The sequence below is a fragment of the Richelia intracellularis HH01 genome, assembly GCF_000350105.1.
Lineage (GTDB): Bacteria > Cyanobacteriota > Cyanobacteriia > Cyanobacteriales > Nostocaceae > Richelia > Richelia intracellularis.
The window spans coordinates 1-14,042 of record NZ_CAIY01000031.1 but is presented as its reverse complement, the minus strand read 5'-3'; the positions used below and the strand labels follow the sequence as shown (position 1 = coordinate 14,042).

At 33.6% G+C, this 14,042-nt stretch carries 9 protein-coding genes; 1 reads left to right on the top strand and 8 read right to left on the bottom strand.

All coding sequences use genetic code 11. From position 1 onward, the window contains the following. Positions 1-24: 24 nt before the first annotated feature. Complete coding sequence (locus RINTHH_RS03675; protein WP_008233082.1) at positions 25-636, bottom strand: GerMN domain-containing protein; 612 nt, start codon at positions 634-636, stop codon at positions 25-27. A gap of 1,199 nt (positions 637-1,835) precedes the next feature. After that, positions 1,836-3,647 (bottom strand): translation elongation factor 4, encoded by a 1,812-nt coding sequence (lepA, locus tag RINTHH_RS03670; RefSeq protein ID WP_008233081.1) that lies wholly within the window; start codon positions 3,645-3,647, stop codon positions 1,836-1,838. Positions 3,648-4,047: 400 nt separating this feature from the next. On the opposite strand from lepA, the gene RINTHH_RS03665 reads away from it, so the two are divergent. Beyond that, the gene (locus RINTHH_RS03665) at positions 4,048-4,302 is read left to right on the top strand and encodes a type II toxin-antitoxin system CcdA family antitoxin (RefSeq protein ID WP_008233080.1); all 255 of its coding nucleotides are present in this window, start codon (positions 4,048-4,050) and stop codon (positions 4,300-4,302) included. A gap of 1,784 nt (positions 4,303-6,086) precedes the next feature. Here the strand turns inward: RINTHH_RS03665 and RINTHH_RS11335 are convergent. The 6 genes from RINTHH_RS11335 to RINTHH_RS03635 all read right to left on the bottom strand — a co-directional run bounded on the left by RINTHH_RS11335 (position 6,087) and on the right by RINTHH_RS03635 (position 13,503). Further along, on the bottom strand, positions 6,087-6,221 hold the full coding sequence (locus tag RINTHH_RS11335) for a hypothetical protein (protein ID WP_008233078.1): 135 nt from the start codon (positions 6,219-6,221) through the stop codon (positions 6,087-6,089). A gap of 981 nt (positions 6,222-7,202) precedes the next feature. Further along, positions 7,203-7,808: a transcriptional repressor LexA gene (gene lexA / locus RINTHH_RS03660; protein ID WP_008233077.1), complete on the bottom strand. Its 606-nt coding sequence runs from the start codon at positions 7,806-7,808 to the stop codon at positions 7,203-7,205. A gap of 82 nt (positions 7,809-7,890) precedes the next feature. Beyond that, positions 7,891-8,817 (bottom strand): ornithine carbamoyltransferase, encoded by a 927-nt coding sequence (argF, locus tag RINTHH_RS03655; RefSeq protein ID WP_008233076.1) that lies wholly within the window; start codon positions 8,815-8,817, stop codon positions 7,891-7,893. 209 nt (positions 8,818-9,026) lie between these two features. Continuing rightward, positions 9,027-10,559: a SagB/ThcOx family dehydrogenase gene (locus RINTHH_RS03650; RefSeq protein WP_008233074.1), complete on the bottom strand. Its 1,533-nt coding sequence runs from the start codon at positions 10,557-10,559 to the stop codon at positions 9,027-9,029. 1,683 nt (positions 10,560-12,242) lie between these two features. After that, the gene (locus tag RINTHH_RS11170; RefSeq protein ID WP_231291153.1) at positions 12,243-12,530 is read right to left on the bottom strand and encodes a peroxiredoxin; all 288 of its coding nucleotides are present in this window, start codon (positions 12,528-12,530) and stop codon (positions 12,243-12,245) included. Positions 12,531-12,663: 133 nt separating this feature from the next. After that, complete coding sequence (locus RINTHH_RS03635) at positions 12,664-13,503, bottom strand: tetratricopeptide repeat protein (protein WP_044304549.1); 840 nt, start codon at positions 13,501-13,503, stop codon at positions 12,664-12,666. Positions 13,504-14,042 lie beyond the last annotated feature (539 nt).

Here is a 14,042-nt window from a genome sequence, read left to right as displayed (position 1 = left end):
AAACTCTCAACTCGCTGGTTTCAACTAGGGCTGGTATTCTTGTTTAAAATCTGTACGAGTCATAGGCTGTTGTAGTTCTACACCTTCACCACCCAAAATATTCAGCGGTTTGCCATCAACCTGAATATAAACATTGGCATTCTTATTTAAGCTGGTTGCTGTGTAAAGCACCTGACCTAAACGACCTTGCATGGAAGCACTGCCACCACCAGATATAAATTCTGATGATAAGTTCAGATAAACACTATTATTTTCTTGTTTAATGCTTAAAAGCTTAGTGCCAAGGGGAATAGTGGTAGAGCCTTTACCTTCTGTTGGTCCTGCAAATAAGATTTGGAAAGCTTTGGTTAGAATTTGATTGGGTTCTCCAGTAATAGAAACTTTTAAAGATTGGGCAACCAATTTCAAATTTTTTCCACTATCTTGAAGCCAATAAATTCTAGGACCTTTCTCTTGAGATGTTCGATTGTTTAGAGCAGAAGATACTGGCTGAGTTGTTTGTACTCCAGGATCTAATAGTAAATTTTTGCCGGAGTTCCAGGCCACAAAAGCTACAATTCCACTGGCAGTAACAACGGCGGCGGAAACTGCTGCAATTACCCCTGGAGAAATACAATTGGATCTTTGTTCGCTCATATAAAAACCTACTAATATGGTAGAAATAGCAGTGTGGTGTGAGTAAAAAAAACACCAGAAAGCAAGATAGTTGCAAGTATTAGTTCTTCCAGAGTTTGGGAAATGGATAGATTCTAAGAAATGCTGCGATTTCTATTTGTTTGTTTTCATATCCCATTTTATTAAGTCTCGCTCATAGTGCTCTACCTTCTAGTCAAGAGCAATTTAATTGTTGATTGAAATTACTTATAATTTGGTTAACAAACTTTGGTGGAACTTACTCTCCCTTTACAAAAATTATTATTTAAATCAGTTTGATTTTTTCAGTCAATATATTTACACCTAATTCTACTTGGATAAGTAATAGTTTTTATTGTTTGTGCTTATCTAATTTTACCTGTAAAGCCAGGTATTTTTTTGTGAGAAATTTTACTTGCGCATAAGATAATTCTTATTTGCTAAGCTTATGCTTCTCATCATAATTAATAGATTTATGGCTTAATTTCCATAAAAATTAATTAAATTAGGACAATTGCAAGAGCCAATTTACATTCTGCAAACCTACGATTACTAGATGCTAATCAACTCGAAGAGGCTAACTTAAAAATATGCATTTCTCACTAAATAGATTATCTAATGGTTATTGTGTTTATAAGAAATATACCTGAGAATAGTTATATTGTAAGAACTATACATCGAAAATAACAGAGTATTTAACCTGTTAAAAGAACACCTGAGTTTTTAAATTAGTTGTATGCAAGTAATTCATAACTAAACCAAAATATAAGCAATGCATAATTACTTTGCGGCAATCACTTCAATAATAATTATCTTGCAGATTTTTATAACATCTATATGAAAAATACTGCGAATTGTGGAGAAATTATGGGAATATTACAATGAGGGGTTGTGATAGAACATACAAAGTATTCCTTTAACAGGTTAAATACTCTGTTATTTTCGATGTATAGTTCTTACAATATAACTATTCTCAGGTATATTTCTTATAAACCCAGAATCAATTATGAACTTTAGAAAATAGGTTTTATAGAGGATTGAAGAAGGTAAATGAAATATATTTCCCCCTACTATATAATAGTAACTCTAGATTGACTAAGAAAAAACGCCTCTATGATACCACGGCATTTTCTACAGAATAAACAATACAGGAAGTGTAAAGTAGGAAATAAAAATATCTTCCATACTATACTTAATAATTTTTACTGTTGGTCTAAACGTAAAACAGCCATAAATGCCTCTTGAGGTACATCAACAGTACCAACAGCCTTCATCCGCTTTTTACCTTTTGCCTGTTTTTGTAACAGTTTTTTCTTTCGGCTAATGTCACCACCATAACACTTTGCAAGTACATCTTTCCTCAAGGCTGGAATATGTTCGCTTGCGATAACCTTGCTACCGATTGCTGCTTGAATAGGAACTTTAAACTGGTGACGAGGTATAAGTTCCTTGAGTTTCTCAGCCATAGATCTACCCACACTATAAGCTTTATCTTGATGGACAATCATGGTTAACGAGTCTACAGGATCGCCATTAATCATTAAATCCAACTTTACCAAGGGATTTTCTCGGTAATCAATCAGATTATATTCCATACTGGCATAACCCCGTGTTCGCGATTTTATTTGATCAAAAAAGTCAGTAACTACTTCTGCCAATGGCAATTCATAAGTTAGAGTGGTACGACCACGAATAAGATACTTCATATCCTTAAATATACCTCGACGACTTTGTGACAGTTCCATTAAGGTTCCCACAAAGTCTTCTGGAGTAATCATTTCTACACGGACATAGGGCTCCTCAATTTTTTCTAGTTTATTAGGAGTTGGCAAATGGCTGGGATTATCAATATATATTTTTTCTCCCTTCACTGTTGTTATTCGGTAAACTACAGAAGGTGCAGTGATGATTAGATTCAGGTTGTATTCCCGTTCCAATCTTTCCTGGACAATTTCCATGTGTAGCAAACCTAAGAAACCACAACGAAAACCAAACCCCATGGCACTAGAAGTTTCCGGCTCAAACTTTAAGGCTGCATCATTAAGCTCGAGTTTATTCAAAGCCTCTCGTAAATCCTCAAAGTGGTCAGCGTCAATAGGAAACATACCGCAGAATACCATAGGATTTGCTTCTGCATAACCTGGTAATGCTTTTGAAGCCTTGGCTTTAGCCAGAGTGATCGTATCTCCTACTCGTGCATCACCAACAGCTTTAATTGCTGCCGAGAGATAACCCACTTCCCCTGCATGAAGCTCTTCAACTGGTTTCTGATTGGGAGAAAGTACACCCAACTCACCTATTTCATATTCTTTGTTTGATGCCATCAAGTAAACACGATCACCTTTTCTTACAGTCCCATCGATAACCCGGAAATAGACAATTACACCCCGATAGCTATCATAGTAGCTATCAAAAATCAGTGCCCTTAACGGCTTTTCTATAGTATTGTGGGGAGATGGTATATGCTGAACAATTGACTCTAAAATCCCATCAATGCCAATACCTTCTTTTGCAGAAGTATGAATTACATTACTGCAATCTAAACCAATCATTTCTTCTATTTCCCCAACCACTCGATCTGGTTCGGCACCAGGCAAGTCAATTTTATTTAAAACAGGAATGATTTCCAGATTGTGTTCCAGAGCCAAATAAACATTAGCTAGGGTTTGTGCTTCCACACCTTGCGAAGCATCCACAACAAGCAAAGCTCCTTCGCAAGCTGCTAAAGAACGGGATACCTCATAAGAAAAATCCACGTGTCCAGGAGTATCAATCAGATTTAGTACATACTTCTGTCCATTCTCTGCTTGATAATCCATCCGAGCAGCTTGCAACTTAATTGTAATGCCGCGCTCTCTTTCCAAATCCATATTGTCAAGGAACTGTTCTTTCATTTGCCTGTTTTCCACGGTACCAGTAGCTTGTAACAGGCGATCAGCAAGGGTTGATTTCCCGTGGTCTATATGGGCAATAATACAGAAATTACGAATGTGATTTACGGGAACATCAGTCATATACTTTAATTTGCCCCACCAGCAACTTGAAAGAAAAACGTAGTTACTTTAAGTATATTAATTCCTTATGAACAAAGATGCCCCCCATTTATGGGAAAACAGAAAATTCAGACACTCTTAAGCCTATGTTTTATTAACTGTAATCTACAGTACAAGAATAGAAACTTATGGTTTAAACCTAGATATGGGGAGTTGGAAAGGGAGCTAGCATATACAAATAGTATGAGGGTTTAAGTATAGGTAATGGCATTTGTCAAACATCAACGTACAATATACATGAAGCATTTTACAATGCAAACTCAATAGATAAAATCCATGTAGTAATAATAATCCTGGATGATAAGAGCACTAAAATTTTTATAAAGTCTTGAGAAGAATACTATCAGAGCATCCTAGCCCAATGAATATGAAAGACACAAAAGAGACAGCTAGTACAGCTACCCAGGCCAATCAAAAATTTGCCAATAAGGTCGAAATTACTATTCATTTGGATTCTGAACTCCTAGAACAAATTCAACACTTGACGAACGACCCCAGTAAAGTTATCGAGGTAGCAATTAGACAGTGGCTAAGGGGTGAAAATAGTCGAGATGATGAGCTGACTCGTACTCCCAGAAGGATACGCATACCACCTAGGGGTGACTGGAATGATTAAAAAATACTCAATTGCATCGTCTTGAACAGTATCAAACAGCATGAAATTGTTATTTTGGATTTTGATGAACAAGTGAACAGCTCAAGGACATATTAAGTGAAGCTTAGCATTTTAATAATAGGAGTAGCTATGCCAATATTCTAAGTGTAAATAGCTTAAAATATTTTGAGTATCTAATGTCTAACAAGTGTTAATACTGATTTCCAAATACCCTATGCATCAACAACTGACAGTCATAACTATCGCTGTTAAACTTAAACATTTCAGATGCATTCTTTAAGAGTAATAGGAACATCTCTATTACTATATTGGGTTTATGGTAAGCACGAAATAAACTGTACTATGGATTATGGGGATAGGTTATTTATTGAGATAAGTTACAAGATAGACAAACTAGTTTAGAGTTAGAGAAGATTAACTTGTGACTTATTATTTAGCAACAACACAAAAATAGCAATGTGTATAAATGTCTAGTATGAAAATGTGCTCCTGCAGCATAATAAGGTTTTGGGGCTCATTATTTCTTGGGCTATTTACCTATTCAGGAACATTATCTGTTCATGGGCTCACCTAGTATGTATTCGGTTATTTTTAATTATTTATAGTTTTCAACTTATATTGGTAACAGGCTAATGGGTTGATTGTACAATGTGGGCAAATATTGTTTATCTCTAGTTCAATTCAAAATATTCCTGGCTAAGGAAATTACCAAACAGTTAGTAACTGTAATTAATCAAACCAAGGTTTATAAATAATTAATAAATATCCATAACAATTTTCATGATAACTAAACTATTAAACAACGAAATTTTTATCCGATTTATCCGTAATTTATATACGGTATTTCAAAGATAAGGGATGATTAACTTATTAATAAATCTTGAGAATTAAAATTTTAGATATGGAAATTCTTCTTCCCAATGCGAAGAATATACAACTCCAGTTATGCACTCAAGTAGATAGCATAAGAAATAATTTGAATTATTTGTATGAAGAACGGATTTGGTTTACACTAAAATATCTGCTGTTCGATTGTATGAAGGGAGAGTTTTGCTTTTCAATTTAAATCATTAGGGGAAACTAATCATAATAATAACATAGATATAGAAATTGGTATTTTAGTGGAGTGTTATTAGCTGAAACTCGAAGAATAATCACCCATAATTATGTCATATTTTCGTATCTTTTCCTAATTTACTATTGAATTTTATTGGTAATCATTAAGTTATGAACAATAAATACTTTAGTTCACCTTAATAAAAAAATACCTAAAAATAATGAAGAGATAGATAAAGATATATACTATAGCTAAGAATATATTATATTCTATTTATCATCTACGATGATAAAATTATTTATGGGAACTGGTACAAACTAAAATAAAACTATATTTTTACAAATATTGATATATAAGTGAACTTCATTCTTAACCTATTTTTACATTAATTTAAATTAATTTTAGGTTACGAAAATATCAAGATACAGAAAAGCTACTACGCATAATTTCATACCAATATATTTCAGAAAAATAGAATGCTTTTAGAAATATTTTTGTATTAGGAAATCTATTTACTAATATTATGCATTTACATATAGTACCAGTAATTACTAGCACTAAAATTTGATAATACAGGTAGTAATTAATTATCAGATAAAGCATGTTTTGGCTAGTATCGTAGATACTATATGTAATAGTAAATCAAATCGTAAAATTTTGAAACCCCTGAATATAAATTGAATGATAAATAAATAATAAATTAATAATTAGGCCAATGAAACTGATATTAATAATGACTAATTACAGCAGCTTCAAGAAATAGCAGATTTTTAATCCCTATACGATTTGTTGCTACTGGCACAGTTACATGCTCAGGGTTTTTGACGAATATTTCAATTTGATAAACTGTATAGTTACTCACTTAAATTGCTTATATTTAGTTTTAAATATATAGAATAAGATAAATTTATATATCATCATTTATGATGGGCCCTTATTCCTTGACATCATTGTGCTTGCGATAATATTTAAACATCTATTTTTGATAGTTATCTATAAACTTTTATTGTATGGTTATCCATTATAAAATCAGTACCTCTATCTATAGAGGTATTATAAATAACATTAAAAATATTATATTTATAAAAGTTAATACTACTGAGATTATATTTACTTACACCTAAGAAAATTGCATTGGGGAAAATGTATTAGTCAGCCAGTTTATGCATTTTTCCCCAATACCATAATACCCTACTTGTCTTAATATATACAATTTACGTAAAAAAATAATGAGCCTTGAGCTAAATAGGATTAATTAGTAGTGAATTTTATCAACCATTTGATTTTCTACTGCTCTTAGAGATAAAAACATATCTAGCATATAGATAAAGAATGCTTAATAGTTAGAACATAATTTCTAGGCCAAATTTTCACAGATAAATCAACAATTATTTGAATATATATTATCTATAACTATCTTTAACTCACCTATTGTCAGATTTTAAGTCTGTATTTTTCTAATATGGAATATCCACGGACTGAAGAATTTGGATGGATGTAGGCAAATCTAGACTAGGGATACTAGTATTTATAGTAGTTTCCACTTTGCTCTTATTGATAAGAGAGGATAAAATATTTACATGTGAATATTACTAATATGCCAGTCCATACTTGTTTACACTAAGGAGCTCCAAAAAAAATTAGCGTTTTAAACTTTAAACTAATGTATTTATATAAGTAAATCAATTAGCATGAAAAAATTTCTATGTTTATATCTAGAATCATAATTACCTTACCCAATCCCATTACATTAACAATAACTATGTTTTAAACATTTGATATGCTGTACTGCAAAACCATATTGTATGGCCTTTATTTAGTTTATCTTTCCCTATACCTAAAATCACTGGTAATGTCTCCAGATACCCACAAGAGAACCCTGTACTTCCACTTGTACAATAGAAACTTCTATAGATTGGTATTGAGGATTTGCCAGCTTAAGGGTGATATTATCCCCCTGGCGATAAAATTGTTTTAAACTAGTACCATGCCCTTCTACCTTAGCTGCTACGATTGTGCCATTTTTAATTAGGCTTGTTTCTAGTACAGGTGATAAAAATACTAAATCACCATCTAGGATGGAGTCTTCGATCATGCTATTACCATTGATCCGTAGGGCATAGGTATGAGCAGGCAAGTTTAGATTTGTGAAATCAATCTGTTCTAAGGTATCTGTGGATGGTTCTAACAAACCACTAGCTGCAATTACTCCTAATACTGGAATAGATGACTTACAAGATTTTAATATTCGAATAGTCCTAGCTTTACCCTCACTCCACTCAATATATCCTTTATTACGTAAGTGTTCCAAGCGGCTCTGAATTGGTGCTGGGGATTTTAATTTCATGGCCTGCATCATTTGTCTAATTGAAGGTGAATGCTGACAAACGCGAATGTAGTTCTTTAACCAATCATACAATTCCTGTTGTGCTTCTGTTAGTTTTTCCATTACTTTGAGGGAGATACAAGATAAATACTCTTAAGAACATTGGTACTATAAAAGTGCACTCCCTGCATTATAAATTTGGGATTTAAGAGTTTTCCAAACCTAAAATACTTGCTAATAAGGCTTTTTGTACGTGCATTCGATTTTCTGCTTGTTCCCACACCAGGGATTGAGAACCTTCAATAACTTCGTCAGTAATTTCTTCACCGCGGTGAGCAGGGAGGCAGTGTAAAACAATAGCATCCTTGTCCGCAAGGGTTAATAGTTGAGTATTGATTTGATAGGGTTGGAAAACGGAGTTACGCTCCTTAGCTTGATTTTCTTGTCCCATACTTGTCCAAACATCAGTGTAAATTATATTTGCTCCTTGTATTGCGACTGTAGGATCTTGAATAATAGAAATTTGAGCTTTATCATTGGCAATTACTTTTGCTTTCTCTACAACCACTTCATCAGGTTCATAACCACGGGGGGTTGTAATTCGTATATTCATTCCCACTAAAGAACAACCCAACATCAAGGAGTTTGCAATGTTGTTTCCATCACCCACATAAGTCAAAGTCAAATCAGTAAATTTGCCAAAGTGCTCTTGGATAGTCATTAAGTCTGCCAAAATCTGACAAGGGTGTTCTTTATCAGTTAATGCATTAATAACAGGAATTTGGGCATATTTGGCAAATGTCTCTAACTCATCTTGAGCAAAGGTGCGAATTGCTAAAATATCTAAGTACCTATCCAGTACACGTGCTGTATCTTGTACGAGTTCACCACGACTCACCTGAGTTACATTAGGGTTAAGGTCGATTACCTGTCCACCCAATTGATACATTGCCACTGTAAAACTGACTCTGGTGCGTGTGGAAGCCTTAGAAAACAATAAGCCTAATATTTTATTACACCGTAAATCCAAATCTTGGGATTTTAGTTTAGTGGCCAGTTGCAATATTTCTTGAACTTCAGTGGAACTAAGTTCTGTCAGACTTAATAAATCTCTTTTGATCAACGCTGCCATATTGCCAATATTTAAATTGCTATGAGTTAGATTTTCCCAGTTTTATGAACAAAAATTAACCTTAACCAAAACTTTACCAAAATTATTGAGTCATATTGAATGGGAAGCAGAAACAGCAGAAAAACAAGGAGAATTTAAAATTGAAACAAGTTATGCTTAAGCAACTAAACTTATTACGCTTAATTGCCAACCCAAAATCTTAACTCAAACTATCTGGGGCGACCAAGAGTAGTAACGTAAAGTGCTGCTTCGTCTTCAGGAATACCCAAGACTTCATTCACCTGGTCATCAAAAAAACCACCAATTCCACTTACCCCCAAATGTAGTCTTATAGCTGCTAAATTTAGCCTTTGACCTAGATGTCCTGCATCCATATGTAGGTAACGATAAACACGATCACCATATTGGTTAACAGCAGATTTTAAGTCTGCTGTATGGAATAATACTGCTGCTGCATCCCTCCCTAGTTCTTGTCCCAGGCAGAGAAAGTGAAGTTCTCGGCGAAAATTCTTAAATCGAATTTGTCTTAGTTCCTGGGCTTTAGGAGCATAATAATAACAACCTGTTTCTAAGCCTTCTACTCCTGAGCAAACAATAAAGGTCTCAATTAAACTTAAATCGAAATAGTCAGGACAGTTATCTAAATTTTGGTTTATATAATCTTGGGGTTGGTAAGTGAAGTTGAGTAGAGCTTTGAGCTCATCTAGAGTTAGATCCTCTCCACTGTAGGCTCTAGTAGAACGTCGTTGATGTATATTTAGTTCTAAATCTTCCAGGTTTTCTCCCCAGTAAATTGGATTAGTGACCGTAGAAATTTTTTGGCAAAAAGGGAAATTGTATTTGTCTTCTAGAGATTTTTCTGCCTGTACAACTGGCAAATTCACATTGCCAGTTGTACCCAGTTGAATTCTGGTCGATTGATGAAAATAGTTTAGGAGTTCGCCATCAGAGATTTGAGGATAGTCAGTATCTGTTCTAGAAGGTAAGGCTGTATTCCATGCAGGCAAATTTTGTTGAATGTCCAACAAATCTGCCAGGGGTAATACTGCAATCACACCTTCTTGCTGAGGATTAATATACAATAGCTCATTGGCCGCATCATCAGCGAAACCACCGATTAAATGGGGACGATAGTCGGTAATGCTACCAGCCAACTCAATATTACCCAATAAATGCCCTGTATCTAGGCAAATACGACGATAAGCTCTATCTTCATAACGCCATTGAGAACGGTAGAAAATAGCAGTTACAATAATTGCTAACTGGGTGCCTTCCAGAGCTGGATGCCATAAACAAGCTTCTTGTAAATCCCGCCATATATCACTTTCCCAAAAATGCATGAGCGAATGGCTACGACATTGGTAGTTATATAATCCGGAAGGTAGTATGGACGTACCACGAGAAACCAAGTAAACTTCCGCAGGGTATAAGCCACCTGCACTAGGTGCTGAACGCAGATAGACTGCACTACCTAAAGAGGGCATTTTTGCTGTTAACCCATAGCTGGAAAATAGCAGTCGGGAAAGTCTTTGCCATTGTCTTATTTTAGAATCACTTGTATAAGACTCAGGTTTGTTCTGTAGATAAGGTTTAAGATCGAAAGCAGAACCAATCTTATACTCTTTAAATGGAACAGGTTGTTTAGACCAATCTAAACCCTGACTTTTTTTAGTGATGGTTTCAGGATCATACTTTGTTCGTTTGTGGTAGTGCTGGGCAATAGATTGACGTATTTCTGGCATAAAATTTTCAGTCGATTTCTGCTATGGTGATAGCCAAATTAAAAAAATATAAGAGTAAATTATTTTAAGAGAAGGAGAAAATGAAATTAAATTATTTCAGGTTTCCTCAGATAAATAAGTATTGTGAACAACCTGAATTATTGAAATTTACAGTTATTGCTGATAGGTTTTTCTGCACAATAGAAATTGTATCAAGCGGTATAGGAGTTATAGCACTACTGAGAACAAGCATTATATTCATGAATGTAATATTTGCAGCAATTCTACCAATACCCCAAAGTATAGAATGGCATTCATGAGCTCAGACTTTTGACTACAAATACCTTGACATTGCTGCGTACATTCTACTTGTTTAACCTAATACAAAATAGTAACAGTTATTATTTCCTTTTAGGCTTTGTAATTAGACAATATCCTTCTACATCTAGAATAATTTTGTTTTAATTGAGCCTGTGTTGCAAGGCTCTTGGCTAATCCTTTATTAGGATAGCAATTATCATCACCCTAGGTAATTAATATTTACTAATATAGAAGAATCCAGAGGAATCATTAATCTACTGTCAAGTTGAGATAACAAACATTGGGGATATATTTTTCTGTTCCTTCTCCACACTTACCATCAATCTCCACAAGGCCATTTGAAAAATTACCACTAGTTATAATTGAGCTTAAGCAATTTTCCAATTTGATGTTACAAGATAGCTATTAGGTAACACCACCTGATGAGAAAATAATGAAAAGTACTTCGTAGGGAAAATTATTATAAAGTACTACACTAGCAAACTCTAATCCTCAGCTAGTTTTTGTGACTATAACAACATTCTTAGTGAATATTCTATATTCTCCTCCTGCCAGATCAAAAGGATTGATGCTTTCATTAAGTAATTATAGGAAATCATTACAGCTGTTTTGTATAATTATTTTTCTAAGCTTACTCTCAGTTTTCCGTCAAGTAGCCATTAATTTTTATATTCCTCATAATAATTCTCATTTATTTTTTCCTGTTTTATCGTATATCTATCTGTAGACTCTTATACATGTAAACGCATAGTATGTAAAACAACATGTGGAAAATATTTCCAACACTTTATCAACAAAGGCTTAATCGGAGAATTCCGAATAGGATTTACTAGTTTTCCATTCTTAACTACAGGATTAACATGGTAATCATAACTTTGAGGTGTTTATCTACTAGTAGGTTTAATGTTTCTGTTTGAATTATAGTTGGTGCTCTTTCTCTAAAGCTTAAGTCTTGCTTTGTGCTAAAATATCTTCAGATATTACAACTATGAATATTCATAAGCCATAACATACAGTTACCCAAACAATATCACTACTTGGAAATGGTATGATTTTCAAGTCTAATTTATAGCTTCCAACCAAAGATAAAGTATCATAGTTAATGAGCTTTGAATCCAATATTCAGTATATATCAATCCTATTTAGCCATTATTAATCAATAACAATAAATACTCTTTAAGAAACAAAATTTTCAGTGCAATTTGGCAAAAGTAATTTTTTTGGATAAAAACCAAAAACTCTAAATTAGATAATTGAAATATACGTATAGCCATCCATACGTTAATACCCAAGCATGATAGTTCTTGAATTTTTGCTAAAGCATTTTCAGCATAACCTTTTACTTTTATACTTGGCCATATATTAACTATTATCCCACTAGTATTAATTAGTACCAATTAAAAAAGTCAAACGAACTATACTTATATATTCTTTTCCCATGAATTTCTTCAATTGCCAAAGACCATATGCTTCTGTGATATGGTGCTTGGCATCGCTCAACAAAACCAGTGATAGTTTTTTTCTACCGATAAATACACGATGAGATTCAGCAGAATCAGTGCTGATGCCTACAATAATAGCTTCTAATAGAGAAAAATATATGTTTAGAAATGCAAACTCTTTAGCCTCAGCTGTACAAGCAGGGTTATTATTTTTAGGGTGAAAATAAATTACTAGCCAATTACCTGCAAAGGTTGCTAAATCAACTTAATTACCATTCTGAGAAAAAGCAGAAAAATTAGGGGCTAACTTTCCTAATTGGGGAATATTACTCATACAATCAGATGGGTATAGACTTACAGTATTATCTCAGTTCTCTGATGTTATCCATTACTTTTTGATACAAGGGTTGATTGTTTTGCTGTTTAAAAAAATTGGCTGCCATTTTTAAATCTGCAATGGCCCCCTGTTTATCACTTTGAGCAGCACGAGCATTGCCTCTATTATTATAGGCTGCTGCAAACTTAGGGTTAATCAGGATTGCTTGATTATAATCTGCAATAGCACTTTGGTAGTTTCTCTCCCCATAGTAGGCATTACCACGATTACTATAGGCAACAGCATATCTAGGATTTATAGCAATAGCTTGATTAAAATCTAGGATTGACCCTTTTAGATCTCCTTTAGCTGAAAGAGCATTACCACGATTGTTATAAGCTCGAGCATATCTGGGTCGAATCTTAATGGCCTGATTGTAATCTTTAATTGCTCCACTTTGGTCACCTCCCGCTGCACGAGCGTTCCCACGGTTATTATAAGCTTCTGCATCATTTGGATTAATTATAATAGCCTGATTATAGTCTGATACAGCAGCTTCCCTATTACCTGTATCAAAATGTACTAACCCCCGACTATTATAAGCCGCACCAAATTTAGGATTAAGTCGAATTGCCCTAGTATAGTCTGCAACTGCCCCTTGTGCATCACCTCTTAGATGTTTATATTGTCCTTGTATGTGAAAGTCACTAGCTTCTAATGGTTGTGATGAAGGACGACGAAGGGGATTTACTCCAATTTCTGTGATTAAAACATTACTGTTCTTACCACAAGAAACAGTGATAGTGGCAGACAATGCGATCAGCACTGTCAAACTCAGTCCTCTATTTATATAAGACCACTCCTTATCTATTAACCATAGTTCCATAACTTATATTAATTAATATACTCAGCTATATTAAATTACTCATTTTTAGCAAATGTTCGGGATAAACAATCATCAATCATTGACACCAGATCATTTTTTGGGTTTTAGTAAACTAACTCCAAATTAATTAGGCTTTAAATTTAAAATAAAAAGTTTTCCTTGAATTTCGATGATTCATTATCAAAAAAGTCTTGAGATGACAAAAATACTAATAAAGTTTAATGAAGATAATCATAAATATATATATGCAATATGCATGTAGGAATAATGTAAACTTATACAAGTAAATTTAACAATTGATTCCTAATAAATTTCTATTAATATTTAATTTATCCAAGAGTGTACTTGAAAATTATTTTCTTTATATAAAGAGAACCTAGACACAAGTAAATATGTGTAGATAGCATTAATCCTTATGAAATCAATAAGTTTCATCAGGATAATATGAAATACTTATAGCATAATTATATAAATCATAGTAGTAATTGTAACATGAATATTTAGCAAGGAGAAAAATATAGAAAGTATTTTTCTCGAAA

What these genes read in the sequence shown, in the direction of transcription:
- RINTHH_RS03675 (WP_008233082.1), bottom strand. Translation starts at nt 636, where the DNA reads ATGAGCGAACAAAGATCCAATTGTATTTCTCCAGGGGTAATTGCAGCA.
- lepA (WP_008233081.1), bottom strand. Translation starts at nt 3,647, where the DNA reads ATGACTGATGTTCCCGTAAATCACATTCGTAATTTCTGTATTATTGCC.
- RINTHH_RS03665 (WP_008233080.1), top strand. Translation starts at nt 4,048, where the DNA reads ATGAATATGAAAGACACAAAAGAGACAGCTAGTACAGCTACCCAGGCC.
- lexA (WP_008233077.1), bottom strand. Translation starts at nt 7,808, where the DNA reads ATGGAAAAACTAACAGAAGCACAACAGGAATTGTATGATTGGTTAAAG.
- argF (WP_008233076.1), bottom strand. Translation starts at nt 8,817, where the DNA reads ATGGCAGCGTTGATCAAAAGAGATTTATTAAGTCTGACAGAACTTAGT.
- RINTHH_RS03650 (WP_008233074.1), bottom strand. Translation starts at nt 10,559, where the DNA reads ATGCCAGAAATACGTCAATCTATTGCCCAGCACTACCACAAACGAACA.
- RINTHH_RS03635 (WP_044304549.1), bottom strand. Translation starts at nt 13,503, where the DNA reads ATGGAACTATGGTTAATAGATAAGGAGTGGTCTTATATAAATAGAGGA.